At 63.5% G+C, this 23,465-nt stretch carries 29 protein-coding genes; 10 read left to right on the plus strand and 19 right to left on the minus strand.

The window, feature by feature from the left end; all coding sequences use genetic code 11:
• Positions 1–16 precede the first annotated feature (16 nt).
• Positions 17–661: a TetR/AcrR family transcriptional regulator C-terminal domain-containing protein gene (locus DFO58_RS12360; protein ID WP_120991401.1), complete on the plus strand. Its 645-nt coding sequence runs from the start codon at positions 17–19 to the stop codon at positions 659–661.
• On the opposite strand, the gene DFO58_RS12365 is transcribed toward DFO58_RS12360, so the two are convergent.
• The 7 genes from DFO58_RS12365 to glsA all read right to left on the minus strand — a co-directional run bounded on the left by DFO58_RS12365 (position 644) and on the right by glsA (position 6,082).
• Positions 644–1,660, minus strand: coding sequence for a hypothetical protein (locus DFO58_RS12365; RefSeq protein WP_147407279.1), 1,017 nt, complete (start codon positions 1,658–1,660; stop codon positions 644–646). The two genes, DFO58_RS12360 and DFO58_RS12365, sit on opposite strands and share 18 nt — an antisense overlap.
• Before the next feature lie 103 nt (positions 1,661–1,763).
• Positions 1,764–2,339 (minus strand): SipW-dependent-type signal peptide-containing protein, encoded by a 576-nt coding sequence (locus tag DFO58_RS12370; RefSeq protein ID WP_120991146.1) that lies wholly within the window; start codon positions 2,337–2,339, stop codon positions 1,764–1,766.
• Positions 2,336–3,001, minus strand: coding sequence for a hypothetical protein (locus tag DFO58_RS12375; RefSeq protein ID WP_120991148.1), 666 nt, complete (start codon positions 2,999–3,001; stop codon positions 2,336–2,338). The genes DFO58_RS12370 and DFO58_RS12375 overlap by 4 nt, the downstream gene beginning before the upstream one ends.
• On the minus strand, positions 2,998–3,567 hold the full coding sequence (locus tag DFO58_RS12380; RefSeq protein WP_047120206.1) for a signal peptidase I: 570 nt from the start codon (positions 3,565–3,567) through the stop codon (positions 2,998–3,000). Before DFO58_RS12380 ends, DFO58_RS12375 begins: the two co-directional genes overlap by 4 nt.
• Complete coding sequence (locus tag DFO58_RS12385; protein ID WP_120991150.1) at positions 3,564–4,154, minus strand: hypothetical protein; 591 nt, start codon at positions 4,152–4,154, stop codon at positions 3,564–3,566. The genes DFO58_RS12380 and DFO58_RS12385 overlap by 4 nt, the downstream gene beginning before the upstream one ends.
• A 24-nt stretch (positions 4,155–4,178) precedes the next feature.
• Entirely contained in the window at positions 4,179–4,730 is a 552-nt protein-coding gene (locus DFO58_RS12390; RefSeq protein WP_120991152.1) for an alternate-type signal peptide domain-containing protein, read from the minus strand.
• A gap of 326 nt (positions 4,731–5,056) precedes the next feature.
• Positions 5,057–6,082: a glutaminase A gene (gene glsA, locus DFO58_RS12395; RefSeq protein WP_120991402.1), complete on the minus strand. Its 1,026-nt coding sequence runs from the start codon at positions 6,080–6,082 to the stop codon at positions 5,057–5,059.
• 266 nt (positions 6,083–6,348) lie between these two features.
• On the opposite strand from glsA, the gene DFO58_RS12400 reads away from it, so the two are divergent.
• The gene (locus tag DFO58_RS12400; protein ID WP_082123998.1) at positions 6,349–6,771 is read left to right on the plus strand and encodes a hotdog domain-containing protein; all 423 of its coding nucleotides are present in this window, start codon (positions 6,349–6,351) and stop codon (positions 6,769–6,771) included.
• A gap of 124 nt (positions 6,772–6,895) precedes the next feature.
• On the opposite strand, the gene DFO58_RS12405 is transcribed toward DFO58_RS12400, so the two are convergent.
• Positions 6,896–7,168, minus strand: a complete 273-nt coding sequence (locus DFO58_RS12405) for a hypothetical protein (protein ID WP_147407280.1) — start codon at positions 7,166–7,168, stop codon at positions 6,896–6,898.
• A 70-nt stretch (positions 7,169–7,238) separates the two neighbouring features.
• On the opposite strand from DFO58_RS12405, the gene DFO58_RS12410 reads away from it, so the two are divergent.
• A complete protein-coding gene (locus tag DFO58_RS12410) occupies positions 7,239–7,661 on the plus strand; it encodes a VOC family protein (protein WP_047120208.1) in 423 nt (140 codons plus the stop codon).
• On the opposite strand, the gene DFO58_RS12415 is transcribed toward DFO58_RS12410, so the two are convergent.
• Entirely contained in the window at positions 7,662–8,507 is an 846-nt protein-coding gene (locus tag DFO58_RS12415; RefSeq protein WP_120991156.1) for an SGNH/GDSL hydrolase family protein, read from the minus strand. It lies immediately after the preceding gene.
• 114 nt (positions 8,508–8,621) lie between these two features.
• Positions 8,622–9,107, minus strand: coding sequence for a 2'-5' RNA ligase family protein (locus DFO58_RS12420; RefSeq protein WP_120991158.1), 486 nt, complete (start codon positions 9,105–9,107; stop codon positions 8,622–8,624).
• A 105-nt stretch (positions 9,108–9,212) separates the two neighbouring features.
• Between DFO58_RS12420 and DFO58_RS12425 the strand changes: the two genes are divergently transcribed.
• The 3 genes from DFO58_RS12425 to DFO58_RS12435 are packed head-to-tail and all read left to right on the plus strand — an operon-like array spanning position 9,213 to position 12,018.
• Entirely contained in the window at positions 9,213–10,490 is a 1,278-nt protein-coding gene (locus tag DFO58_RS12425) for a histidine kinase (RefSeq protein WP_120991160.1), read from the plus strand.
• Entirely contained in the window at positions 10,478–11,167 is a 690-nt protein-coding gene (locus DFO58_RS12430) for a response regulator transcription factor (RefSeq protein ID WP_047120212.1), read from the plus strand. Before DFO58_RS12425 ends, DFO58_RS12430 begins: the two co-directional genes overlap by 13 nt.
• Positions 11,164–12,018, plus strand: a complete 855-nt coding sequence (locus DFO58_RS12435) for a hypothetical protein (protein WP_120991162.1) — start codon at positions 11,164–11,166, stop codon at positions 12,016–12,018. Before DFO58_RS12430 ends, DFO58_RS12435 begins: the two co-directional genes overlap by 4 nt.
• A gap of 67 nt (positions 12,019–12,085) precedes the next feature.
• Here DFO58_RS12435 and DFO58_RS12440 read toward each other — a convergent pair whose 3' ends face one another.
• Both DFO58_RS12440 and DFO58_RS12445 read right to left on the minus strand, forming a co-directional pair.
• Positions 12,086–12,337: a hypothetical protein gene (locus DFO58_RS12440; RefSeq protein WP_120991164.1), complete on the minus strand. Its 252-nt coding sequence runs from the start codon at positions 12,335–12,337 to the stop codon at positions 12,086–12,088.
• A 266-nt stretch (positions 12,338–12,603) separates the two neighbouring features.
• Entirely contained in the window at positions 12,604–13,434 is an 831-nt protein-coding gene (locus tag DFO58_RS12445) for a PspA/IM30 family protein (protein ID WP_120991166.1), read from the minus strand.
• A 217-nt stretch (positions 13,435–13,651) separates the two neighbouring features.
• On the opposite strand from DFO58_RS12445, the gene DFO58_RS12450 reads away from it, so the two are divergent.
• Both DFO58_RS12450 and DFO58_RS12455 read left to right on the plus strand, forming a co-directional pair.
• The gene (locus DFO58_RS12450) at positions 13,652–14,668 is read left to right on the plus strand and encodes a proline racemase family protein (protein WP_120991168.1); all 1,017 of its coding nucleotides are present in this window, start codon (positions 13,652–13,654) and stop codon (positions 14,666–14,668) included.
• A complete protein-coding gene (locus DFO58_RS12455; protein ID WP_120991170.1) occupies positions 14,665–15,606 on the plus strand; it encodes an ornithine cyclodeaminase family protein in 942 nt (313 codons plus the stop codon). The genes DFO58_RS12450 and DFO58_RS12455 overlap by 4 nt, the downstream gene beginning before the upstream one ends.
• Before the next feature lies 1 nt (position 15,607).
• Here the strand turns inward: DFO58_RS12455 and DFO58_RS12460 are convergent, their stop codons facing one another.
• Together DFO58_RS12460 and DFO58_RS12465 are read right to left on the minus strand one after the other, a co-directional pair.
• Positions 15,608–16,327, minus strand: coding sequence for an AAA family ATPase (locus tag DFO58_RS12460; protein ID WP_053798890.1), 720 nt, complete (start codon positions 16,325–16,327; stop codon positions 15,608–15,610).
• 113 nt (positions 16,328–16,440) lie between these two features.
• The gene (locus tag DFO58_RS12465; RefSeq protein ID WP_120991172.1) at positions 16,441–18,351 is read right to left on the minus strand and encodes an FAD-dependent monooxygenase; all 1,911 of its coding nucleotides are present in this window, start codon (positions 18,349–18,351) and stop codon (positions 16,441–16,443) included.
• 188 nt (positions 18,352–18,539) lie between these two features.
• Between DFO58_RS12465 and DFO58_RS12470 the strand changes: the two genes are divergently transcribed.
• Positions 18,540–19,217: a helix-turn-helix domain-containing protein gene (locus tag DFO58_RS12470; RefSeq protein ID WP_120991174.1), complete on the plus strand. Its 678-nt coding sequence runs from the start codon at positions 18,540–18,542 to the stop codon at positions 19,215–19,217.
• A gap of 82 nt (positions 19,218–19,299) precedes the next feature.
• Here DFO58_RS12470 and DFO58_RS18520 read toward each other — a convergent pair whose 3' ends face one another.
• The gene (locus DFO58_RS18520) at positions 19,300–19,440 is read right to left on the minus strand and encodes a hypothetical protein (protein WP_181728092.1); all 141 of its coding nucleotides are present in this window, start codon (positions 19,438–19,440) and stop codon (positions 19,300–19,302) included.
• Between the two features lie 262 nt (positions 19,441–19,702).
• On the opposite strand from DFO58_RS18520, the gene DFO58_RS12475 reads away from it, so the two are divergent.
• Positions 19,703–20,473 (plus strand): DUF2786 domain-containing protein, encoded by a 771-nt coding sequence (locus DFO58_RS12475; RefSeq protein WP_113607076.1) that lies wholly within the window; start codon positions 19,703–19,705, stop codon positions 20,471–20,473.
• 55 nt (positions 20,474–20,528) lie between these two features.
• Here DFO58_RS12475 and DFO58_RS12480 read toward each other — a convergent pair whose 3' ends face one another.
• The 4 genes from DFO58_RS12480 to DFO58_RS12495 all read right to left on the minus strand — a co-directional run bounded on the left by DFO58_RS12480 (position 20,529) and on the right by DFO58_RS12495 (position 23,439).
• Positions 20,529–21,170, minus strand: a complete 642-nt coding sequence (locus DFO58_RS12480; RefSeq protein WP_286163581.1) for a type II toxin-antitoxin system RelE/ParE family toxin — start codon at positions 21,168–21,170, stop codon at positions 20,529–20,531.
• On the minus strand, positions 21,167–21,466 hold the full coding sequence (locus tag DFO58_RS12485) for a prevent-host-death family protein (protein WP_120991404.1): 300 nt from the start codon (positions 21,464–21,466) through the stop codon (positions 21,167–21,169). Before DFO58_RS12485 ends, DFO58_RS12480 begins: the two co-directional genes overlap by 4 nt.
• A gap of 182 nt (positions 21,467–21,648) precedes the next feature.
• A complete protein-coding gene (locus DFO58_RS12490) occupies positions 21,649–22,896 on the minus strand; it encodes an MFS transporter (protein ID WP_244910847.1) in 1,248 nt (415 codons plus the stop codon).
• Between the two features lie 84 nt (positions 22,897–22,980).
• The gene (locus DFO58_RS12495; RefSeq protein ID WP_053798895.1) at positions 22,981–23,439 is read right to left on the minus strand and encodes a GatB/YqeY domain-containing protein; all 459 of its coding nucleotides are present in this window, start codon (positions 23,437–23,439) and stop codon (positions 22,981–22,983) included.
• Positions 23,440–23,465 lie beyond the last annotated feature (26 nt).

Below are 23,465 nucleotides of genomic sequence, written 5' to 3' on the forward strand. Positions count from 1 at the left end.
GAAGGCAGTGGATGCCATGGCACGTCCCTCCAAGCCCAAGCTCAGCCCGGACGCGATTGCCGCCGCGGCGTTGAAACTGGTCGACAAGCACGGCGAGTTCACGCTCCCGCAACTGGCCAAGGCGCTGTCCGTGACGGCATCCTCGCTCTACAACCATGTGGCGGGCAAGGACGAGATCATCGAGCTGATGCGCGGCCGCGCCATGTCGGCGATCAGCCTGCCGGACGGCGATTCGGGCGGCTGGCAGGAAACCGTGCGGCAGATCGCCACGTCCTACTGGGAATCGTATTCAAAGCACCCGCGGCTGATCCCGTTGCTGACCAGCCATACCGTGCGGGACCGCACCACCCTTAGGGTCTACGATGCGTTGGCCGAGGTGCTGGAGCATGCAGGGTTCGAGCCCAGAGAACGACTTCACGCAATCACCATCATCGATTCGTTCGTCCTTGGATCTGCGCTCGATGCAGCGGCGCCGGAGAATGTATGGGAAGCAGATGAAGATTCTTCTCCCGCGTTCAAAAAGGCCTTGAACGAGGGACTAAGCGACACACTCCGAGCAGAAAAGACCTTCTTGCTCGGATTGGATGTTGTACTGAACGGCTTGGGCACATTGTTGCCGCCTCATCCAAAGGATCCTGGGCTGTCAAGCCTTGGGGCATGAGTAGCTGTCAAGAATGAGCACCCCTGGCTTGTAGTCGATCGAGATTTTCGGCGCGCTGCTGACGGGCGACGACCAGCCGATATTCGTGCCTTGTTCATTCACCGCAGCACCATCGGTAGTAGTGGCCGTGAGAATTCGCGCTTCGAAGGTTTGCGCCTTGCCGAACAGGAGCCCCAGCAGGCTGAGGCCGCCATTAAAACTAATCTTCTCGGTACCGGCGTTCGCGCTCAGGTATCGAATATCTCCCGCGACTGACTGAACTCTGACGGCGTACTTAGCTCCCGGGGGTAGAGTCGTTGCGGGGCTCCACACGACTTCTGCACTAGTCGCAGCGCCAAGTATGCCGCCAGTAGTGGTGCATTTCAATGTCCCGGGAACGGTCGGCATGCTTCGTGCTGTCAGCGCGCCTGTCGTTGCTTTGGCTGAACCTGTGAAGGCCGCCTGAGTCGTCAGAATCGAAACTGGATGCATTACCAGACCACTGATCAACCCGGCCGAGAGAATAGTCGAAAGAACCGATAAGCCGAGAAACATTTTGGAGATCGACTTTTTGGGCAGTTGCTCATCGGTGGTACCGCCAGCAGGATCTTTCAGCCGCTTCCCGGCGCCGTCCCTCTTAAAAAACGCGACATAGAGCAGGTAGGCGCACAGCAGCCCGCCCAGGAAATACGCCCATGGCTGGGACAGCCACGACACGAGGTATCCCACACCCGGGAAGCTGACCAGCAGCTTGTCGGCGCTGTCGACCGCATACGGGTGCAGATCCGCGACGGGATTGGCATCACCCTTGAGGATCAGCCCCGCTTCGGTCTTTGCGGCCACCCGATGCGTCACCCTCACATCGTCGCTGGTGACCACCGACACCACGTCCCCCACGGCAACATCCTCAACCGGGGTGGGAACAGCCAGCCCCAACGATCCGGCGGGGATGCCGGGTCCCATCGATCCGCTGACGAAAACCAGCGGCTTCAGCCCGAACAGCAGGGCCGCAAGCGTCATGAGCAGGCACAGCGAACCGAGAAACGCCCCGGCATTCAGCGCAAGGCGCTGGAGCCGGTTCCCTTGGCGTGCACTAGGCTTGCTACGTTCTTGATTCCGCACCCTATGAGCCCACCGTTCCGGTGAAGACCACGTCCAGCTTCGTGCTGGCGCCTTGCAGGTTGTTGGCCGCGTTCACGGGCAGCGAATACTGCACGCAGAGCGTTTCCGAAGCATCCACGGGCAAGACCGGACGGACGGCATCGGCGCCGAAGGCTGAACCGGCGGACTTGGTCACCAAGGCGGTGCCTCCCGAGCAGGTGGCGTTCGGTGCGGTGCCGCTGACTGTGGCGCCGGTCTTCACCAGCACCTGCATGGCCTTGCCCAGTTCGACGCCGCCGCTTTCGGTGATGCTGCCCTTGATGGAATACGGCAGCGCGACGGAGCTGGTGTTCCTCACGACAACTACGGCCGCGGCGCTGGCTCCCGGGTACCAGTTCACCGAGGAGACCGGCACCGTGTAGCTTTCGGCGGTCGCGCCGGAAGCGGTTGCCCCGACACCGAGCGACACCTTCGCCGCGGTGATGCTGGAGGTCGCAGTGGCGGTTCCGGTCCATGCTGCCAGCGTGGACACCGAGCCGAGGCCTACCAGGATTCCCATCGACAGGATCGCCTTGACCTGTACCGATCGTCTGCTCATTGAGATGCTCCTTGGGGTGCCTGCGCCTGGGCGCCGTGTTGCTTCGAACGTAGATATAGCGCTGCGCCGGCCCCGGCCATGCCCAGCGCCAGCGGGATCGCCCAGCCGCTGAAGCCGGTGGATCCCAGCTCGTCCGGCGGACGCTCCCCTTCCACGTCAGGAGAATGGGGACTGCCCGGCGGCTGCGGGGCCTCCGGCGATTCGGGTTCCTGCGGGATCCCGCCGGCGACCTCGATCGCGCTGATGTCCAGGCTCAGCGACCGCTCCCGGTCCTGCGAGGAATTTCCGGCAGAAACCGGCAGGCTTGCCTCCAAGGCGAAGTTTGCGCGCTGCTGCGGATCCAGCCGCATCGTGGGGTTTCCCGCCACCGCAAACTTCAGCCCGGCGGCGGGGGCCGAAACCACTGGTTTTACCGTGACTTCGATGGGATGGGGCCGGTCATTGCGGATGGAGAGCTCTCCGGTCAGCCGGTCTCCGGGAACGAGCCGGATTTCTCCGCCGAACAGTTCGCCCGGGCTTTCCCGGAATTCGCCGCCGTCCACGCTGTAGCTCAGGCCCCGCGGGTCATCTCCGTCCCCGTGCGCTCCGGGGGTCCCCGCGCCCAGCAGGCTGCCTGCGAGCACCACTGACAGCATGGCCCTGGTTGGCGCCGCGAACTTCATGACGCCTTCTTCCCGCGGTGCTCCCGCCATGCCCCGGTGAACATCACCAGCGAATAGGACAGCAGTCCCCCGATGGCCAGCCAAGTCAGCCAGGTCCGCTGCGAAGCGCTGAGCGCTGAATTCAGGTAGCCGAGCCATGGCAGCGAATACCAGAGCTTGCCGCGCACCTGTTCCGCGACGATCGGCGCATCGTCGGTGTTGTTGGCGTCCCCGCGCAGCACGAACTGCCGCTCGCCGGAAAGCGACGAGGCCACCGAGACAACGCGATGGGTCACCACGCCGGGTTCCCCGGATTCAAGCTGGTAGGTGAGCACGTCTCCCACCTCGATGGCTTCAACCGGAACCGGTTTGACCACGACCAGCCGGCCCGGAGGGAAGTCCGGCCGCATGGATCCGGTCAGCACGGTGTAGGCGGTGGCCCCGCCGAGCCGGGGAATGACCACCATGACGGCAAGCAGGCAGAGCACGATGAAGAGCGCCAGCCAGGACAAGACCTGGCCGGCCCACCAGAACGGCCCGGTTTTCTGTTCTTCCCGACGCCGTTGCGCCCGCGTCAGCACCGTCATTTCTGCTGTCCCGTGAAGCTGAGGGCGGGCGCCATCCTGCCTCCGGCCGCAGCCTGCCAGGTGCCGGCCGGAAGGCTGAGCCTGACGCACAGCGCTTCGGAGGCCGACGGGGTTCCTGCGGCCGCAAGCTCGCGCGGGCTGGCGAAGGCCGCGCTCGCGTTCAGCGGGCCCGAATAGAGCAGCTGTCCGCTGATCTGCTGCGTTCCCGCGCAGCTTGCAGGCGGCACTGCCGCATAGATGCTGATGGTTCCTGCACCCGCCAGCGCCAGGTCCTTGGCGCTGCCCGATGCGGTTCCCGTGGTGATTCCCGCCAGCCCGTAAACCAGCGGCGTCGTTCCGGCGTTGGAGATGGTCAACGGAGCCTGCACGAATGACCCCGGCAGCAGATTCTGGGAATTAAGCTCGGCGAAGACGTAGTCCTTCGCCGCCGAGCTGCCGTTGCCCGCCAGCAGGCTCAGCGAACCGGTCCGGACTTGCCCAGCATCGATCTGCCCTTCGGCACGCCAAGCAGCGACCGTGGTCTGGGTGCTGAGTCCCAGCACCAGCACCACGGCCGCCGCCGCAGCGAACTTCAGGGGTTTCGGCATGCCGGTTCGTGAGTCCACCAACCGCTAGCTGCGAACCTGGTCCAGCGTCAGCGTCAGTGCGTCCAGATCGATTGGCTTGTCCATGGTGTCGGTTGGCGTGGATGCAGCAGTTCCGGCTGGGAAGGTCACGGTGATTTTAACCGGCACCTGGTATACACCCTGCTCCGCAAAGGAAATCACGTTGCCGGCCTGGGTCAGGCCTTCGGCCGTGGCATCGATTTCAAGGCCGAGATCGATTTCGTCCTGCAGCTCCGGCGGCAGCGCCTGCAGCGTGCCCACCGACAGCGCGCCTTCGATATTCTTGCCCTCAGCGTCAATCCGCACGGTCTGCGTGTAGGCCACTACGTCGCCGGGAACGATTTGCTCGGTGGTCGGATCGAACGGCACGCCTGCTCCGCCGTCGCTGATGTCGGTCCAGACGCCGTTGTCGTCCACGGTGAGCGTCAGGTGGCCGGTTTCCACGGTTCCCGCGTCGACGGTTTGGGTCTGTTGCCACAGCGCGACGGTTCCCGCTCCGGTCACCAGCAGGACGCCGGCGGCGGCTGCGGCAATGGTCGCCTTGGTTGTCTTCTTCATGATTCAAATCCTCAAAATTTCCGAGCGCTCCCCGCGCACTTACTTTCGAGTGAATCCGGATTCCCACACGGGCACAACATGCACTCGGTCACCACCCAAAGCACCATGGCCTCGACAGCCCACCCGTTCGCCAACCGGCTATTTCGAGAACTCCCAAACAGGCATATAAAGCCACCTTGACTAGCCCGTATGGGAATGCCGATGGATGCCGCAAAAGATTACGCCAGTCGTTTTTCCAGTTAGCCAAGCACGGGCTGCGGGTCGACAAAAAAGACTGGCCGACCGGCCAGGGTACATGGCCGATCAGCCATGCGGAATCGTGGCGGCTACCTGCCGGAGTCAGGCGCCGAGGCGAAGAGGTTCAGACCCAGCGCACGGGAAAGGTGGCCGATGGCCAGCTGGCCGCGGACGGAGTTGCCCGCCATGTCGAGGCGCGGCGAAAACGCGCCGATGGCGCCCTTGCCCGGAGCCACCGCGACAATGCCTCCCGAAACCCCGGACTTGGCGGGGATACCGATCTCGAACAGCCAGTCCCCGGAACGCTCATACAGCCCGTTGGTGGCGACGGTGGCCAAGGTGTCACGGCAGACATCCGCGCTGACCACCTGCTGGCCGGTCACGGGGTTGATGCCGCCGTCGGCCAGGGTCGCACCCATGACCGCCAAATCGTGCGCCGTGACGTTCAGCGAACACTGCTTGGTGTAGATGTCCACCGCGTTGTTCGGGTCTCCGTCCAGCTGACCGTAGCTCTTGAGCAGCCGCCCCAGCGCCTTGTTGCGTTCGTTTGCCTCGGATTCGGATTCGTACACTTCGTCGTCCAGCGTCAGCGGGCGGCCTGCAAAAGCCGAAAGCCCTTCGCGCACGTTCTCCCATTTCTTGGCGGCGCTCTTGCCTGCGATCATTTCGGTCGTCGAGATGGCCCCGGCGTTCACCATCGGATTCATCGGGTGCCCGTTGTTCAGCTCGACCGCCATCACCGAATTGAATGGCATGCCGGTGTTGTTGACGCCGATCTTCTCATGGACAACTTCGTGCCCGTGCTCTTGCAGCACCAGAGCGTAAACGAACATCTTGGAGATGGACTGGATGGAGAATTGGTGGTGGCAATCGCCCACCCCGTGCACGGTGCCGCCGACGTGCGACATGGAAATGGCGAAGGTTTCCGGCTCGACCTGCCCCAGGACTGGTATGTAGTGGGCGAGCAGGCCCTCGTCAACGTCCGAATAACGTTCATGTGCTTCGAGCAGCAGCTCGTCGATGCGTTGATGGGCGAGAGTACCGGTGGATACCTGCTGGACAACGTCATCAAAATCGGTAGGAATGCTCTCATTCCCGTCCGAGGTATAGGTCATGATCACCTTGCTCTTCGTCGAAGAAATCGAATTCTGGCTTCGTTCAGAGACTATCAACAGCTCAGGTTGTTGGCACGCGGCACCCTGAAGACCTCCAGCCGGCGCGTTCGACGTACTTTGACATTCCCAGCATGACGCCCGCGGCGTTTCCCCCAGGTGGTCCGCGTCTCCATCGTCTTGCCGCACGCCGCAAATGCGTGTGTTTTCACCTACATTGTGCAACAACTTACAGCGAACAGCCCCCGACCTGACCTAGCATTTTGAGTATGGCTAAGGGTATTACTTTTCATACGCGCAAGTGGGTTCGCCCAGAAGACTTGAACGCAAACGGCACGCTCTTCGGCGGCAGCCTGCTGCGCTGGATCGACGAGGAAGCGGCGATCTACTCGATCATCCAGCTCGGCAACAAGCACGTGGTCACCAAGTTCATGTCTGAAATCAACTTCATCGCTTCCGCCAAGGAAGGCGACCTGATCGAGATGGGCCTGACCGCCATCGATTTCGGACGCACCTCGATCACCCTGCGTGCAGAGGTCCGCAACATCTTCACCCAGGAATCGATCCTAACCATCGAAAAGCTGGTGTTCGTGAACATGGGCTCGGACGGCAAGCCCGAACCCCACGGCTACGACCAGATCACCTACACCCGCGATCGTATCCCGCTGGAAATCACCAAGGCTCTCATCTAGGTTTCCGCACGATACCCGCAGCCATTTCCAGGTTGTTGGTCCACGAATCCGCCGTGGCTTCCGCGCTCCACCAGCGCCGGGGCCGCGGCGTTTTCCATTGCCCGAATTGTCGCCCGGGAACCGGCTAACGATCCGTTTTCCGGGCTTGGCGCATGGCTACCGCCATCCAGACCGCCGCCAACGCAAACATTACTCCGCCCTGCCAAGGCTGTGCATCGAGCGCACGCCAGATTCCGATGCTGGCGAAGAGCGCGGCAACAATCAACGCCGCCCCTGGTGAGATGCTGGTTTTCCACATGATCCCAGTCTCGTGCCTGGCCACTTTGAGGACCGGGATCGACATGCCAAATTCATGGTTTCCCGTTTGCCCGGGAAGTTCGCCAAAACCATTGCGCATGGGCCTGTCATGCGGAAGAGTACTGTGACGGAATTGCCTTGATCCCATCCAATATCGAAGAGAGACTCCCATGAGCCGGATGATATTCGTCAACCTTCCAACCTCGGACCTGACGCGGGCCGACAAGTTCTACGCAGCCTTGGGCTTCACCAAGAACGACACCTTCTCGGACGAGAATGCCACCTCATGGATCATCGCAGAGAACATTCTGGTGATGGTGCTGCAAGAAGAGTTCTTTTCGAGCTTCCTGGTGGGCGAGGACAAGCCTGCCTTAGGCCCGGGCCATCGCGAATGCCTCAACGCGTTGTCGGCGGATACCCGCGAAGAAGTCGATGAGTTCGTCGCCAATGCTCAGGCCGGCGGCGGGGCCATCTACCGGCCCGCAGATGAGCCGTTCCCCGGGATGTACCAGGCCGCGGTGCAGGATCCCGATGGCCATGTCTGGGAAATCGCGTGGATGAGCCCCGAAGCCATGGAGAATCCGGGAACCTAGTCAGCGCACAGACCCTTCGGCATCGCCGTGCAGCAGTTCCGCAGCCGCCCGTTGGCGTCTGCGGAACTGTTTTTTCATGCCCTTCGCCGGATAGATCGGTGTTTCCCAGCGCGGTTCGAGGCTGTCGCCCAAGGTGATTCCACGCAGCCGTCTGCCGAACATCGGCAGCACCCACTGGCGTATCCATTCGATGTCCCGCTGTAGAAGCTGGACCTGGCTCAAACACCTTATGTCTTCCAGCGGTTGGAATTCGAGCTGGTGCTGGGATCCGAGGATCTCCAGGATCCTGATGGCCATGTAGCGGTGCCCCGCACGGTTCATGTGCAGCTTGTCGATGTCCCACATGCGCTGGTCGTGGTAGATGTCCCAGGCCCAGTAGTCGACCAAGGTCACGGTATCCGGATGCTTGCGGGCCAGCTGCCGGACCCTGTCGTTGAACTTCCAGTTCCGGTGCTTGAACGGGACCAACGCAGGATGCACCGGGATATCGAATCCGGTGAACAGCAGGATCTGCGCCCCGGATGAGGCCAGGCGGTCCACCGCCGCTTCGTAGCGGTCGAGAAAGCGGTCCATGTCCTGCCGCAGTTCCAGGATGTCGTTGCCGCCGGCGTAGAAGCTGATGACGTCCGGCTTCAACGCGATGGCGGCGTCGATCTGCTCGTTAATGATCCGGTCCAGCCGCCGGCTTCGAATGGCCAGGTTGGCGTATCGCCAGCTGGGGTCCGCCTTGGACAGCTGTTTGGCCACGCGGTCCGCCCAGCCGCGAACCCCGTTGGGCAGCCGGGGTTCCCAGTCCCCTACCCCTTCGGTGAATGAGTCGCCCACCGCAACAAATAACCTGCCCATGGTAGCCAATCTAGGTTCGGCGGTTGGCCGGTTGGTGGAGTCGGCGCTAACACCAGATTAATTCCCCGCCGCGAAGTACGCAGGAACGATGCGGGGGCGCCTACCGTGCCCTGCTCAGCTGTTCTGCTGCACCAGATGCAGCACCTGGCGCCACGCGTGGTCTCCGCCCGGGGCCATGTCCACCAGGGCGATCCGCTCCAGCGCAATGGCATCCCCTTGCGTGCGGCTGCGCCCGTGGTGATGGGTGATGTGCGGACGATAGCCCGGGCCGGTGAAGCGGACCGAAGCAATGCGCCCCCGGTTTTCCAGCACGATTTCGCACAGCCGCTCATGCAGCAGCTGCAGGGCCGGATCGGGCTCCACCAGCGACACCAGCAGGTTCTCCTGGCGGCCGAACCAGGCCTGTCCGGCGACTTCCAGCCCGACGCCCAGCGCGGGACGGGCGGCCTCCGACAGCTGTTCGGCAAAGCGGTCCAGGACCCCTGGAGCCTCGGGCAGGTCGAAACGCAGCAGGGTGATGTGCAGCGGCCAGTCCTCGTGCCGGAAGTACTGGTCGGGGGCCACCGGTTCAACGAATACTGCTGCCACCAGATTGTGCATGGCATCAGTCTGTCATCTTCGGCGGGCACGCATTCGGGTTTTCCCTACCAATGTTCTCCGGTTCCCTCGGTGTTGCAGCAAAACCCTGCTCAATAGGATTGAGTCATGACTTCAACACTGCAGACCCAATCGGGCGTGCTTCCTGCTCGTCCCCCGTTGCGACTTGGCTTGACGCTGTTGCATCTGGCAGCCCTTGGAACCCTCGGCGTGGTTGTCCTCCCGCTGGTCATTGCCTGGTTTGCCGCGGGCGTTGGGCTGACGTTCCTGCTCGGCTTCGGGCTCCTCGTGCTGACAGGTTTGCTCTACGCGCTCTTCGGCCTGGCACGGTTCGAGATTCGTCGGGTTTCCGACCTCTACGACCTCCGGGTCGAGCCGCTGGTTTGGCGCCCCCGCCAGCACCCCGGATTCGGAGCCTATGTCCGATCGCTGGGACGCAATCTGGCCAGTGGCCGGATGTGGGCGGCCTTCGGCAGCTTCGTGATTTCATGCTTCGCCGGCGCCACCATGCTCAGTGGACTGGAATGGATGATCCGACTGTGCGTAACCGCTTTCGCCCCGCTGACCCAGGCTGAAAACGTCCCCGGTCCCTTCGGCATGAATATTCCCGCCGGCCAGGCCCCTTGGATGCTGGTCGTCGCGTTGCTCGGCGCGGCGCTGGCCGTGGCCATGATCTTCATGCACCGCGCGGTCACCGTGGGAATCATCGGATCCACCGCTCGGGAAACCGAACTGACCGAACGCGTGCGCACCACCGCGGTGCAGCGCGAAGGCGCGATGCGCGCCGCGGAGCTTGAGCGCACCCGCATCGAACGCGACCTGCACGACGGGGTCCAGCCCCGCTTGGTCTCCGTGGCCATGACCCTCGGCCTGGCGCACCAGCAGATCGACAGCAACCCCGAGCAGGCCAAGGCCCTGGTGGCCGAGGCGCATGCCTCCACCAAGTCGGCCATCACCGAGCTGCGGCAACTGACCCGGGGCATCTACGCCTCGGTGCTCGATGACCGCGGGCTGGACGCGGCGCTGTCCGCCATCGCCGGACGCTCGCACATCCCTGTACAGCTCGATGTCCAGCTCACCGGGCGTTACGCCCGGCATGCGGAGGCGGCGGTGTATTTCGCCATCGCCGAAGCGTTGACCAACGCGGCCAAGCACTCGCGGGCCTCGAACTGCCGGGTCACGGTGCGCGAACGCGCCGTCGGACAGGAGCAGCCGATGCTGTGGGCCCGCATCGAGGACAACGGCACCGGCGGCGCCCGCATCATCCCGGGCGGCGGACTGGACGGCATCTCGAACCGCGTGGTCGCGGCAGGGGGAACCATTACGCTGGACAGCCCGCAGGGCGGTCCCACCGCACTGGAGGTGAACGTGCCATGCGCGTCTTGATCTGCGAAGACTCGGTCCTGTTGCGCGAGGGCCTGGTCCGCCTGCTGGCCCACTCGGGCCACGAGGTCGTGGCCGACCTGCCGGACACCACCGGACTCATGGGCTTCCTTCAGACTGCGGAACCGGAGAACTTCCCGCAGATCTGCATCCTGGACGTCAGGCTTCCGCCCACCTACACGGACGAGGGCATCCGGGCGGCGCTGGCAGTCCGCGGCCGCTACCCCAACCTCCCGCTGCTGGTGCTTTCCCAATACGTGGAGGAGCGTTACGCCTCGGATCTGATCGCCACGCAGTCCGGCGCCCTGGGCTACCTGCTCAAGGACCGGGTGGCGGATGTCGCGGACTTCATCGCCTCCCTGGAGCAGATCGCCTCCGGCGGCACCGTACTGGACCAGGAAGTGGTGGCACAGCTGTTGACCCGGCGAAACCATGATTCAAAAATGCAGCAGCTGACCGACCGTGAACGCACCGTGCTCGCAGCCTTGGCCGAGGGCAAGTCCAACCAAGCCATTGCCGCGCTGCTGTTCCTCTCCGAGGCCAGCGTCGAAAAATACATCACCTCCATCTTCCAGAAGCTCGGACTGGAAGCCGACGGAATGGGCAACCGGCGTGTGCTGGCCGCCCTGGCCCACATCGAAACCCTGGGCACCAACCGCACAGACAGGACGAACCCATGAGCACCCAGACCCTGAACCCCCTGCCCCCGCAGGAACCCGCGCCGCGGGGATCCGCCACGGCGCTGAACATCATCCTGGCCGTGATCGGCGTGCTGGCGCTGCTGACCGTCGGAATCGGTGCGGCACGCAGCGCGATGGCCACGCTGAACAGCAGCCACGTCGTGCAGACCGCGGATGCCAAAGGCATTACGGCGCTGGATATCCAGGCGAACTCCGGCAGCTTCGAGCTGCAGTTCACCGACACGACCGAAGCGGTGCTGGAGGTCCGCAGCACCTCGGGAAGCGCTTGGGCGCTGAACCGGTCGGGATCGACGTTGCAAGTCCGCCCACCGGCGGGCTGGAACGACTTCTGCTTCTTCGGCTGCACCAAGGCCGACAATGAGATCAAGCTGACGCTGCCGGAAGAACTGAACAACGGAACCCTGGATGCGAAGTTCGAGCTCGGAGCCGGCGAATTCCGGGCCAACGGCAACTTCAACGATCTCGGGCTGGACGTCAGCGCAGGCGAACTGAATATGTTGGGATCGGCGCATACGGTGGATGCAAAGCTCGGTGCAGGATTCGCCGGCCTGGTGCTCAGCGACGTGGACACCGCGACCCTGGAAGTTTCGGCCGGGCGCATGTCGGCCGAGCTCGACGGGACCGCGCCAAGCTCCGTCAATGCCCGGGTCAGCGCCGGCTGGATGGACTTGGTTGTCCCGGACACCAGCTACCACGTGGTGTCGGATGCGTCAGCGGGATCCTTGGAGAACAACCTGGATAATTCCAGCAGCTCCAAGCATCAGATCAGCGTGGAAGTATCGGCCGGCTCCGCGGTGCTGTCCCCGGGAACTGAAGCCAGCGGCGAATAGAAAAAGAAGCAGCCAGGGAGTGCGCCGGCAGAAGCCGGTGCACTCCCTTTGTGGGTCCCTTGCAGCGTTAAACGTGGTCGAGATGCGCGCGGACGAGCTGTACGAACCCTTCCGGGTCGGTGGCATGCACCAGATGTCCGGTGTCCAGGGATTCCACACGGCAGTCAGGCATGATGCGACCGAGCTGTTCAACGTGTTCGGAGGGGACGAAGCTTTGCGGCCCGCCTCCAATGGCCAGCGTGGGGATGGCAATACCCGCGAAGATGCTCGGCCACGCTGGATCCGGCTGGTCGATCTGCGGACGGATCTGTTCAACCATGGCCCAATCGAATTCCAGCGACTCATCCTTAATGCCGGGCACTCTGAATGCGGCAAACCCCCGTTTGCGAGCAGCACGCGGGATATTCGGCGAAATCAGCGCTCGGGCACGGCGACCGTCACCTCCAACGGCGCGCACCGTGGAGCCCTGCTTCTCGATTTCCCTTCGAAACGATTGAACCACCGAGCATCATTGCCTGCGTCCGCCGGGACACCCCGCACGATATGCAGACCCGTTGCCCGGGTTTTCGTGCGTTCGGTGAGGTTTTAGGCCTGGTTCTTCTTCATGGCAGCCAGCCGCGCCTCGATTTCCGACATTTCAGGGGCGGAGGCCTCCAGCTGCGCCGCGCCGTCCGCTTCTTCCAGGATCTCGGCGGCCGGGGCATTGGCAGCCTTCATCGCGGCCAAGCGCGCGTCGACTTCAGTGGCGGCACCCAGATCCTCGAGCTGCGCGAACTGGGAATCCAGGGAGGACGCCGCGAGCTCGGCCGCACCGCGGACTTTCGCTTCGTCCTGGCGGATCTTCTGCTCGAAGCGGCTGATCTCGCTGCTCGGGTCGTTGATGTCCAGAGCCTTGATGGTGTCCATCATCTGGTTCTGGGTCTTGGCGTTGCGGGCGCGGGCCACCAGCTCGTCGCGCTTGGAAACCAGCTCCTGGCGCTTGGTCTGCATGGTGTTCAGGCCAGCCTTGAGCTTGTCAACGACCTCGTTCTGGGTTCCCACGGTGGAAGCCAGCGCACCGGCCTTCTTCTCCGCGGCCATCTGGCGTTGGATCGCTACAGTAGCCAGCTGGTTGAACTTCTGCTGGTTGGCGGCATCGCCTGCGGCGGCGAATTCCTCGGCCTTGTTCGAGGCGGCCAGGGCCTTGGAACCCCACTCTTTCACTTCGTTCTGCGCCTTGGCCAGGTCTTCCTCGGCCATGCGCAGGTTGCCGATGGTCTGGGCCACCGCCTGCTCAGCTTCGGCAATGTTGTTCGTGTAGTCGCGGACGGTCTGGTCCAGCATCTTCTTGGGGTCTTCCAGCGCGTCGATCGCCGCGTTAGCGTTCGCCTTGCCGATACCGAAAATTCGAGCCCAAATTGATTGTTTCTTGGCCACGTGCCATCCCTTCGTCTACCTCTTTAACCTTAGGGGAAGCATGGATGGTTCCCGAATCTGCGAATTGTTTCAGCGATGCCGCCCACCCTGTCAAGGGATTGGCCGCTCCCCGCGACGCCACAGGAGAAGTAATATATTACATAGCACTGGTCTTCCTGTACTGGAATCAGAGATCACGCACGATTCCATTTCATCCAGACCCCGACGGAGAGCCTGAATGCCACCCGAAAAGTACACCAGCATCGACTACCACACCGCGGGCGAGCCGTTCCGCATCGTGGCGAACTTGCCAGTGGCCCTCGAAGGTCCCGATGTTCCCTCCAAGCGGGTCTTCGCCATGAATTCACCCCAGGTGGAGCGGATCCGCCAGATCCTGTGCTTCGAGCCGCGCGGGCATGTAGACATGTACGGCGGCTTCGTCACCGCCCCGAACGACGACGGCGCGCACTTCGGCGTGCTGTTCTGGCACAAGGACGGGTTCTCCACCGCCTGCGGCCACGGCACCATCGCGCTGGGCGTCTGGGCCCTGGAACACGGCATCGTGCAGCCGGATCCAACCGGCGTGACCGACGTGGTCATCGACGTGCCTTCCGGCCGGGTCGTCTCCCGCGTCCACACCGATGCCCACGGCGCGGTCACTCACGCGGACTTCATCAACGTGGCCAGCTACGTCATTTCCAAGGACGTCGCCGTGCAGACCGCACGCGGAGAAGTCGCCGTGGACGTCAGCTTCAGCGGGGCCATCTACGCGCAGCTTGATGCGGCTTCGGTCGGCCTGAGCGTCACGCCCGAAAACTATGGCGAGATCATCGCGATCGGCCGCGAAATCAAGTGGGCCCTGAACGATTCAGCGCACGCACAGCACCCGAGCGATGCACGGCTCAGCGGCATCTACGGGACCATCGTGTTCGAGGACCTCTCGACCGGGGGCGAGGTGATCCAGCGCAACGCCACGGTCTTCGCCGACGGGGAGGTGGACCGCTCCCCCTGCGGGTCGGGAACCCGCGCCCGCGTCGCCACGCTCACCAACCGCGGCTTCCTGACCAAAGGCCAGCTGCTGCAGCATGGCTCGATTGTCGGATCGCAGTTCCAGGCCGTGGTCCTGGAGCACCAGCAGGTCGACGGGGATTCCGCCGTCATCCCGCAGGTCACCGGCACCGCCTACCAGACCGGCGAGCACACCTTCATCGTGGACCCGCGCGATGAGCTGACTCCGGGATTCGTGCTGCGATGAGCATCTCGATCCCGTTTCTCACCGCCGGCGAATTCTACGACCGCGTCAGCCCGGTCCGCGCCGTGCGCGCGCTGCGCGACACCCTGCGAGCGGGCTTCGATCCCGCCGAGGACCACCAGCGGATCAGCAGCCGGTTGAGCTCCGGCGAGTTCCTGCTCATGCCCTCGGAAGCCGGAGCTATCGCCGGCATCAAGGTGCTCTCCGTGGCCCCGGGAAATCCAGCGCGCGACCTGCCGCGCATCCAGGGAACCTACATCCTCTTCGACTCAGAAACGCTGACCCCGCGCCAGTTGATCGACGGGGTGGCGCTGACCAATGTGCGCACCGCCGCGGTCTCGCTGGCCGCTATCGAGGATGCCCTGCTGGTCTGCGACGGCCCGCTGCGCGTGGTGCTCTACGGCGCAGGGCAGCAGGGCATGTCCCACCTGTTGACCCTGCGCGCGGTGCTGGAAGGCCGCCGGGAGATCGAGTCGGTGACCGCGGTGGTGCGGTCGACGCAGAACTACGCGCACCTGCAGGACATCGAGGTCGTGGCAGCCGGCACCGCCAAGGCCGAGGAAGCCACCGCGGCAGCCGGGCTGGTCATCTGCACCACCACAGCCCGAGAACCACTGTTCAACACGCAGCTGGTCAATCCCTCAGCAGTGGTGGTGGCCGTGGGGTCCCACGAGCCGGACGCCCGTGAGCTGCCCGCCGCGCTGCTCGGGCGCTCCACCGTGGTGGTCGAGGATATCGCCACCGCGCTGCGTGAATGCGGCGATGTCGTCATGGCCATCACCGAGGGCGAGCTGTCAGCGCAGGACCTGGTGCCGATGGCCCGCGCGGTCCGGGAGCCGCAGCTGCTGCGCGGGAACGGGCCGGTGGTCTTCAAGAGCTCGGGCATGGCCTGGGAGGACCTGGTCCTGGCCGGGGCGGCGGTTGAGGCCGAGTCGGAATGACTCAGTTCTCGAAGTGCCGCAGGTAGCGCCCCGGCGCATCGAGGAACAGCCGCCAGTTGCGCACCATCTCCAGGTCGTCGTAGGTGCTTTCGCGCAGTCCCCATTCGCCGATCTCGTAGAGCCTTGCCTGCGGCAGGGAGGCGAGGATCGGCGAGTGGGTGGACATGATGACCTGGGATCCGGACCTGAGCAGGTCGCTGATGTGCGAGAGCAGCATCAGGCAGCCGTTGAAGGACAGGGCCGACTCCGCTTCGTCGAAGATCCACAGCCCGTTGATCCGCGAGCGGTCGGTGAAGAACTCGATGAAGGATTCGCCGTGGCTCTGGAAGTTGTGCATCCCGGCGGAGCCGATGGAATCCAGGTAGGCGAAGTGCCCGTGCATGGTTTCGGCACGCAGGAACACCCCTGCCCGCGAAGCCCCCGCGCTGCGCACCAGCTGCAGATGCCCTGAAAGCCGCGATTCGGTGGGCTGGGTCTGGTGGCGCGCGTTGATGGTGCCGCCCTCCGCGTTCAGCCCGTAGGCGGCGGCGATGGCTTCCACGATGGTGGATTTCCCCGAGCCGTTCTCCCCCACCAGCACCGTCAGCGGCGCCAGCTCAAGGCCGTCGTCGAGCAGCTGCTCCACAGCAGGGATGGTGGCAGGCCAGGCCCCGCGCGGCATCGGAGCCAGCGAATGCTCGGCCACGCGCCGCACCGGTTGGTAGTCGAGAAATCCGCTCATGCCCCGACGCTACCAAACCCAGCCCCCGGAACAGGCTCCCGCACGCAACACGGCTGCAGCCGGCGGCCCCGAGGGACCGCCGGCTGCCGCCGATCTGTGTTCAAGCGGCCAGGCTAGGCCTTGATGCTGTTCTTGGCCGGAACCATGTTCCCGGCGAAGAAGTCAGCGATCTCCGCGCGGGCGGTCAGCGGGAAGATGCCTGCCACGTACTGGTCCGGGCGGACCACCACGATGGCGCCGTCGGTGCTGATCTCGCGGTCGCGGAAGATGTCGCGGCCGTGGCCGGCGCAGAACACCTGGTTGATGTCGTGCAGGCCGAAGGGAACCTTGAGCGGCTGGAACGCCTTGGGCACGTCGTGCAGCTCCACCTCGGTGTAGTCCTGCTGGTAGACCGCCTTGAGGTCGAAGACAGCATCCTCATCGCCCCCGGCAGGGGTGTACAGGTTGCGCGGCGAGGCTTCATCCTGGCTCCACCAGGCGGCGAAGTCAGCCATGGCGGTGCCTTCCAGCGCCGGGGCGGCCTGGTCGGCAAAGGCGTAGACGCGCCAGCGGCCGTCCGCCTCGTGCAGGTGGCCCAGGTGGCGCCAGCGGTTATCCGAGCGGCGGATGACCTCGGCGGACTTGAAGCGCTTGCCCACCGGGAAGCCCGCGGCCAGCGCCTGGTGCTCGGTGCCGGTGGTGATGGAGGATTTAGTGTACTGGGTCATGAAGCCGGCGGGGAACTCCATGGTCTTGGTGTAGTACTTCTCCAGCTCGTCCGGATCTTCCCAGTCGTCCACGGACTTGGCCATCAGGGTGGACCATTCCTTGTCGAAGTCGATCAGGTTCTGGGCGATGACCTTGCGCTCTTCGGCGTAGGAATCCAGCAGGGATTCCGGGGCGCGGCCTTCGAGCACCGCGGCCAACTTCCAACCGAGGTTGAAGCCGTCCTGGATGGAAACGTTCATGCCCTGGCCGGCCTTGGCCGAGTGGGTGTGGCAGGCGTCGCCCATGATGAAGGCGTGCGGGGTGCGGGAGCCGCGCTCGTCCTCGGAGACGTCGTCGAAGCCGTCGGTGATGCGGTGGGCCACCTCGTACACGGAGAACCAGGCGACGTTCTTCACGTCCATGGTGTACGGGTGGATGATGCGGTTTGCGGTCGCAACGATCTCTTCCACCGGGGTTTTGCGGATGGCGCCGGCGTCCTCGGCAGTCAGTTCGCCCAGGTCCACGTAGAAGCGCACCAGGTAGCCGCCCTCGCGAGGGATGAGCAGGATGTTGCCCGCGTCGTGGGACTGGATGGAGCACTTGACCTGGATGTCCGGGAAGTCGGTGTTGACCATGACGTCCATGACGCCCCAGGCGTGCATCGAGGCGTCGCCGTGCAGCTTGTGGCCCAGGGAGCGGCGCACGGAGCTGCGGGCGCCGTCTCCGCCGACCAGGTACTTGGCCTTGACGGTGCGCTCCTCGCCGGAACGCTCGCCGGCGCAGTACTTGATGCGCGCGGTGACCGGGTACTCGGCTTCCGGGTCGATGTCGCAGTCGAGGAACTCGACTCCGTAGTCCGGGACGATCTTGCCCGGGGCGCGCTCGGCGTCACGCAGGAAGTAGTCCAGGATGCGCGACTGGTTCACGTAGATGTGCGGGAATTCGCTCATGCCGGTGGAGTCATCGGCCGCGCGGGAGTGGCGCTTGATGTTGGCTGGATTCTCCGGATCGGGGGTCCAGAAGCACATTTCAACGTTGCGGTAGGCCTCCTCGACAACCTCGTTGGCGAAACCGAAGGCTTGGAAGGTCTCCACCGAACGAGCCTGGATGCCGTCAGCCTGGCCGACGTCCAGACGGCCCGGACGCAGCTCGATGGCGCGGGCGTTGATGCTTGGGAAGCGGGACAGCTGCGCGGTGACCACTGCGGCGGCCGGGCCGGTGCCGACAATCAGCACATCCATCTCATCAGGGATTTCCATGGAACGGTCAATGCCATAGCCCTCGGCAGGCTTGACGCGTGGATCTCCGGAGACGTAGCCCCTGTGGTGAATCTGCATTATTTGGCTCCTCGAGGTGTCACACAAACATCTTTGTCTCTATATTTGCGACACGGTTGTAACTATAGATACAAGAGTAGCTTTCAAGTACGCTGTCTTCAAGACGTAGGTCACAAGCGTTGTCGACCTTCGTCACTTCCGATACGTGAAAATGCGGTGCTCCACGCCCGCAATGAAAAGATTGTTCAATGACCAAAACCTCCAAGGGCAGCATTGAAGGCGGATCCCAGACCCTGGGACGCGGGCTGGAAGCACTGACCCTGATCGGTGAATCCACGCGGCCGCTCAGCGTTTCCGAACTCGCCGAGGCACTGGGCATCCACCGATCGATGGCCTACCGCTTGGTGAAGACCTTCGAGCAGTACGGGTTCGTCGAGCGTATGCCCTCCGGAGACCTGGAACTCGGCGCCCGGCTGGGCGCCCTGGCCCGCAACGTCGCCAAGTCCCTGCAAGCCGCCGCCGCCCCGCATCTAGCCACGGTGTCGGACCAGCTGCAGATGACCGCCCTGCTGGTGGTTTTCGACGGCGAAGCCGCCGTCACACTGAGCACCGCCGAACCCCGGCTGGCCGATGCCACCGTGGCCCAGCGCCCGGGCACCCGGCACCCCATCGACAACGGGGCTCCGGGACGCGTCATCCGTTCCCAGCTCCATCCCGAGCAATACCCCGCCAAGGACTTCGAATTCAGCCACGACGAGGTGATCCCGGGACTGACATCGATCGCCGTGCCGCTGTTGCTGCCACAGGGCAAGCCGGCCGCCATCGCGGTCATCTATCCCCCGCGCGATCTGGACGAACAGCATATCGCCTCGGTGCTCGCCGAAGCCTCCGTGCGCATCTCCTCCACGCTGGGCCTGCGGATCTAGGACGATTCCGCTCAGACGGCAAGAGCCGGGAAAACTGCGTGAACAGTTTTCCCGGCTCTTGCCATTGCCGCAGCTCCTCGAGCTAGGCGGTGCAGGCTTCGTTGGAGCAACCGGCATCGCGCGGCTTGTAGCCGTTGGTGCCTTCGACCTTTTCCCAGACCACATGGCGGTGCTGCCCGCAGCGTTCGCAGGGCGGAGCAAGGTAGGTGGCGCGTTCTTCCATGGTGTATGTCCGAAAATCTCCCATGACAACCTCTCGGAGTTCACTTGGGGTCCCTGAACCAAAAACCACAGGACCAGTTGGGTTCCTTCACTCTACGCGCGGTTCCGCAAACCGGCTAGAGCCGATTTATGTCCGTTTCAACTGGTACAAAGTAGTTATCCACATCCCTGTCAGCCGACTTTCCTCCGTCGTGCCACACTGGGCCTGAGAACGCCCCGCCGGCTTCATCCGAAGCCTGCTCGCCACCGCCAAGGAAAGCATCATGAAGAATTCAGAACACAAGCTCCAGCGCCTGAAGGAGCGCATCACGCTCCTGCTGAACAAGGCCGAAAACACCAGCTACCCGCACGAGGCCCAGGCCTTCCAGGAACATGCCGAGCGGCTGATGGTGCGCTACGGCATCGGCAGGGCGGAACTCGATGCGCAATCCGCGCACCAGGGCAAGAAGCAAGAAGCCATCATCGAGGAACACTTCGAGATGCACGGCGTCTATCGGCTGGGACAGCGCGACGGCCTGTCGCAAGTTGGGCGAGCGTTCCGCACCGTCACGCTCCTCCAGACCAACTACTCGAATTCATGCAGGCTCTACATCATCGGCCACGAATCCGATGTGGCAACCGTAAAGACGCTCTTTTCGTCGCTGGTCATCCAAGCAACCCTTGCCATGACCCATTGGTGGGATACCGAGGGGAAATTCCAGTCAGCGCTGTGGACCGATTCGGCAAAGCAGATCGAGCGGCGGGAATTCCAGCGCAGCTTCTACGTGCAGGTCGCCATGAGGATCCAGGGGCTCTACCAGGAGGAAAGCGCCCAAGCCGGAACGGGAACCGACTTGGTCTTGGTGGACCGCAAACACCAGGTCGACGAGTTTGTCAGCGACAACTACCCGTACCTGCGCGCTTCCAGAAACCGGGCGAGCAGGGGCAGCATGGGAGCCGTGCTAGCCGGGCAAGCGGCCGGGCGACGGGCGGACTTGGGAATCGGCAAACACGTGGACGGGTCCAATGAGGCTCCGGATGCCATTGCCGGCTAAATCGTGGATCCGCTCATTCCGCTTGCGAGGCCGTCAAATTGCTTGCCCGCCGATCTCAGACGGGTCCGGGTTCCCGGTCCATTAGCCAACAGCAACTGGAATTCTTGAGCACCATGTTCGACACGCTGGCTAGTTGCCTCGATTCTGGGACCAGTGCTCCATCAGCTTTTTGCTGCGCTTGATGTTCGGTAAGTAGCGAGATGGCTTGCTTCGAAAGATGCAACTGTTCCTTCAATGCGGTTTCCATCCATTCCGGGAGACCAGTTCCTTGCTGGGGTTCGGGCGTAGCTTCGATCGATTCATAGAGTCTGCCCATTTGAACAATGACGTCTTTGAGTGGCTGAACCCGAGGATCATCGCCCATGCGTGCGACCCGCCGGGTCAGCTCGTCATGCACTTCTCCGTCCGAGCGGACACCGACTGCCCACACTTCAGAAATATCGAGCACTGGTACGCCGGACGCATCTTCGGTAACGCGCCAAACAATTCTCCAGTCCCTGTCTCCCACGACGAGTTTACGAAAACCAATCAGGGCACCAAGCAAGGGCTCCCCCGCATCGGGTGACTTTTCCAATAGGAGCATCTTCTTGAAAACGGCGCGTACGATCCTGGGATCTTTCCTATGCAGTCGATAGAGGTCAGCTACCGCGTCTTCGGTCAACCGGACGATGCACAACCGTTCCCCGGGCTGATTCACGAATTCTCAGGATCGGCTTCGCGAGCGTTCTCCGCTTCGAGCTCCGCACGATTCAAGTTGAAGAACTCCATGGCTTGATCCAGATCGGTACGCACCCCGCTATCTGTTGCGAAGCGCGCCATTACCAGAGCAGCATCCCGAAGGGTTTCGCGATCACGGCGTAATTGCGCGATCTCCCTAGCTGACACGATTTCAGCCACAACCTTTCCGTGGCGTGACAAAGACGTATCTTTGCCTTCTTCAGCAGCGGTTACCAATGCCGAAATTCCCGTACGGGATGCGTCTGTAATACTCATGGTGGCCATAAAAAACTATATAGATTTCTGCCTAGATTTTCTAGGCATGGTCGACGCTACCCGTTCGGGCTAGGCTGACAGCGAGCTGGAGGTACGCCAAGCAGCTCGCACTCGTTTGCTTGGGTGCAACCGTTTCATGGGCCGCTAAACGCGTTGCACGAGATGCCAACGGCAAATTGGTATCAACGCACCTGCGTGCGCTGCTGGTCTTCGATATAGCGCGGGCGCCCGGCCATGATTCCGGTGTAGGTCTGGAACACGATCAACGCCGCGATAAGCCAGATGGGGGAGGTCCATGACCCGGTGACCTCATACAGCGCCCCGACGGCGAACGGACCGGGGAACGCGATCAAGTAGCCGGCCGACTGTCCGAAGGCCGAAAGCTTCGCTACCCCGGCGGCGCTGTGGGCTTTCAGCCCGATCATGGTCAGGGCGAGCGGGAAATTCGATCCGCAGATGCCCAACAGGATCACCCAGAGATAGGCGCCTTCCAGCGGGAAAGTGAGCATGCCGGCCACCGCGATCAGCCCGGCCACGCCGTTGATGATCACCAACGGCCCTTGGTGGGTGAACCGCGCGGCCAGCGCTGGCATCACAAATGACAACGGGACACCCACGCCTAGCAGGATCGCCAGCAGCGCACCGGCTTCAATGGGATCCATGCCCAAATCGGCGAAGATCTTCGGAGCCCAACCCATGAAGATATAGGCGACCGAGGACTGCCCGGCGAAGAACAAGGCAACCCACCAGGCCGTCGGATTTTTGTACATGGGGCCTATGGTTGCGGCCTGGACATGGTTCCGTCCGAATTCGCCATGCTGCGCGGCGATCTGGGAGCGCAAGCCGAGGTAGACAACAAGCCAGACCGCCAGGGCCAGCAGCGCGGGCAGCGCCCACACCGCCAAACCGATGCGCCAGTGGCCGCCGAGCATGTCATTGACCGGGACGGCCACTCCTGCCACAGCCGAGGCGCCCAGCGCCACCGCCGTGGTGTATGCACCGGTGACCACGCCGATCTTGTGCGGGAACCACCGCTTGACCAGCACCGGCATCAGGATGTTGCCCACCGCGATTCCGGCCAGCGCCAACGCGGTGCACAGGAGGAATGTCCAGGTTTCCGGCGCGGCCGACCGAAGCAGGATTCCGGCGAGGATGGCGCCCATGGCGGCGATCACGACCAGTTCCGGCCCGCGCTTGCCTGTCAGGCGCGGGGCCAGCGGTCCCAGCAGCGCGAAGCACAGCGGAGGGACTCCGGTGATCATGCCTGCGATGAACCCGTTCATCTGCAGGTCCTCGATGGCCGGATCCAGCAGCGTCCCGAGCGAGGTGACTGCAGGGCGCAAGTTGATCGACGCCAAGATGATGGCCAGGACCAGCAGGACGCCGAATCCTTTGGGCAGCGCAAGGCGGGGCGGGGAAAAATCAGACATAGTAGGCACAGACTATCGGGCCGGGCGCTCCCGGCCTATCCGGCGCCGCTTGGTCCCCGCGCCGCCCACAGGCAACGCCGTTGGCTAGCCGAGTTTCGCGCGCACCATCTGCGAAACGGCCTTGCCGTCGAAGCGGCCGGCGATCTCGGCACCGACCAGCTTCATGGCGTTGCCCATGTCCTTCATGGTCAGCTCGTGGTCGGCCGCGAGCTCGGCCATGATCCGGTCCACAATGCCCCGGGCTTCGGTCTCGTCGAGCATCTTCGGCAGGTAGGTGGAGATGAAAGCCGCCTCGGCCAGTTCCCGTTCGGCCAAGTCCGTGCGCCCGTCCTTGGCGGCGAGCGCGGCGGTTTCCTCGCGGTTGGCGACCTCCTTGCGCAGCAAGTTCTCCACGTCCTGGTCGCTCAGCTCGGTGGGGTTCTTCCCGGACTTCTCACGGGTCCCGATGGTGCTGATGATATTGCGCAGCGTGGTTTTCTCCATCTCGTTGCCCGCCTTCAGGTGGGTGATGCTGTCCTCGTGCAGGCGCTCTTTCAAAGTCATGGGATTCTCCTTCGTCGTACGTCTTC

Source organism: Arthrobacter sp. AG1021, assembly GCF_003633665.1.
Taxonomy (GTDB): domain Bacteria; phylum Actinomycetota; class Actinomycetes; order Actinomycetales; family Micrococcaceae; genus Glutamicibacter; species Glutamicibacter soli.

Excerpts from the sequence above, each read along its gene's own strand:
- DFO58_RS12375 (WP_120991148.1), bottom strand. The coding sequence starts at position 3,001 with ATGAAGTTCGCGGCGCCAACCAGGGCCATGCTGTCAGTGGTGCTCGCA.
- DFO58_RS12420 (WP_120991158.1), bottom strand. The coding sequence starts at position 9,107 with ATGCACAATCTGGTGGCAGCAGTATTCGTTGAACCGGTGGCCCCCGAC.
- DFO58_RS12470 (WP_120991174.1), top strand. The coding sequence starts at position 18,540 with ATGACCAAAACCTCCAAGGGCAGCATTGAAGGCGGATCCCAGACCCTG.
- DFO58_RS12485 (WP_120991404.1), bottom strand. The coding sequence starts at position 21,466 with ATGAGTATTACAGACGCATCCCGTACGGGAATTTCGGCATTGGTAACC.
- DFO58_RS12365 (WP_147407279.1), bottom strand. The coding sequence starts at position 1,660 with ATGACGCTTGCGGCCCTGCTGTTCGGGCTGAAGCCGCTGGTTTTCGTC.
- DFO58_RS12490 (WP_244910847.1), bottom strand. The coding sequence starts at position 22,896 with ATGTCTGATTTTTCCCCGCCCCGCCTTGCGCTGCCCAAAGGATTCGGC.
- DFO58_RS12460 (WP_053798890.1), bottom strand. The coding sequence starts at position 16,327 with ATGAGCGGATTTCTCGACTACCAACCGGTGCGGCGCGTGGCCGAGCAT.
- DFO58_RS12410 (WP_047120208.1), top strand. The coding sequence starts at position 7,239 with ATGAGCCGGATGATATTCGTCAACCTTCCAACCTCGGACCTGACGCGG.
- DFO58_RS12400 (WP_082123998.1), top strand. The coding sequence starts at position 6,349 with ATGGCTAAGGGTATTACTTTTCATACGCGCAAGTGGGTTCGCCCAGAA.
- DFO58_RS12370 (WP_120991146.1), bottom strand. The coding sequence starts at position 2,339 with ATGAGCAGACGATCGGTACAGGTCAAGGCGATCCTGTCGATGGGAATC.
- DFO58_RS12385 (WP_120991150.1), bottom strand. The coding sequence starts at position 4,154 with ATGCCGAAACCCCTGAAGTTCGCTGCGGCGGCGGCCGTGGTGCTGGTG.
- DFO58_RS12390 (WP_120991152.1), bottom strand. The coding sequence starts at position 4,730 with ATGAAGAAGACAACCAAGGCGACCATTGCCGCAGCCGCCGCCGGCGTC.
- DFO58_RS18520 (WP_181728092.1), bottom strand. The coding sequence starts at position 19,440 with ATGGAAGAACGCGCCACCTACCTTGCTCCGCCCTGCGAACGCTGCGGG.
- DFO58_RS12425 (WP_120991160.1), top strand. The coding sequence starts at position 9,213 with ATGACTTCAACACTGCAGACCCAATCGGGCGTGCTTCCTGCTCGTCCC.
- glsA (WP_120991402.1), bottom strand. The coding sequence starts at position 6,082 with ATGACCTATACCTCGGACGGGAATGAGAGCATTCCTACCGATTTTGAT.
- DFO58_RS12380 (WP_047120206.1), bottom strand. The coding sequence starts at position 3,567 with ATGACGGTGCTGACGCGGGCGCAACGGCGTCGGGAAGAACAGAAAACC.
- DFO58_RS12495 (WP_053798895.1), bottom strand. The coding sequence starts at position 23,439 with ATGACTTTGAAAGAGCGCCTGCACGAGGACAGCATCACCCACCTGAAG.
- DFO58_RS12440 (WP_120991164.1), bottom strand. The coding sequence starts at position 12,337 with ATGGTTGAACAGATCCGTCCGCAGATCGACCAGCCGGATCCAGCGTGG.
- DFO58_RS12465 (WP_120991172.1), bottom strand. The coding sequence starts at position 18,351 with ATGCAGATTCACCACAGGGGCTACGTCTCCGGAGATCCACGCGTCAAG.
- DFO58_RS12405 (WP_147407280.1), bottom strand. The coding sequence starts at position 7,168 with ATGCGCAATGGTTTTGGCGAACTTCCCGGGCAAACGGGAAACCATGAA.
- DFO58_RS12455 (WP_120991170.1), top strand. The coding sequence starts at position 14,665 with ATGAGCATCTCGATCCCGTTTCTCACCGCCGGCGAATTCTACGACCGC.
- DFO58_RS12415 (WP_120991156.1), bottom strand. The coding sequence starts at position 8,507 with ATGGGCAGGTTATTTGTTGCGGTGGGCGACTCATTCACCGAAGGGGTA.
- DFO58_RS12430 (WP_047120212.1), top strand. The coding sequence starts at position 10,478 with ATGCGCGTCTTGATCTGCGAAGACTCGGTCCTGTTGCGCGAGGGCCTG.
- DFO58_RS12475 (WP_113607076.1), top strand. The coding sequence starts at position 19,703 with ATGAAGAATTCAGAACACAAGCTCCAGCGCCTGAAGGAGCGCATCACG.
- DFO58_RS12435 (WP_120991162.1), top strand. The coding sequence starts at position 11,164 with ATGAGCACCCAGACCCTGAACCCCCTGCCCCCGCAGGAACCCGCGCCG.
- DFO58_RS12360 (WP_120991401.1), top strand. The coding sequence starts at position 17 with ATGGCACGTCCCTCCAAGCCCAAGCTCAGCCCGGACGCGATTGCCGCC.
- DFO58_RS12450 (WP_120991168.1), top strand. The coding sequence starts at position 13,652 with ATGCCACCCGAAAAGTACACCAGCATCGACTACCACACCGCGGGCGAG.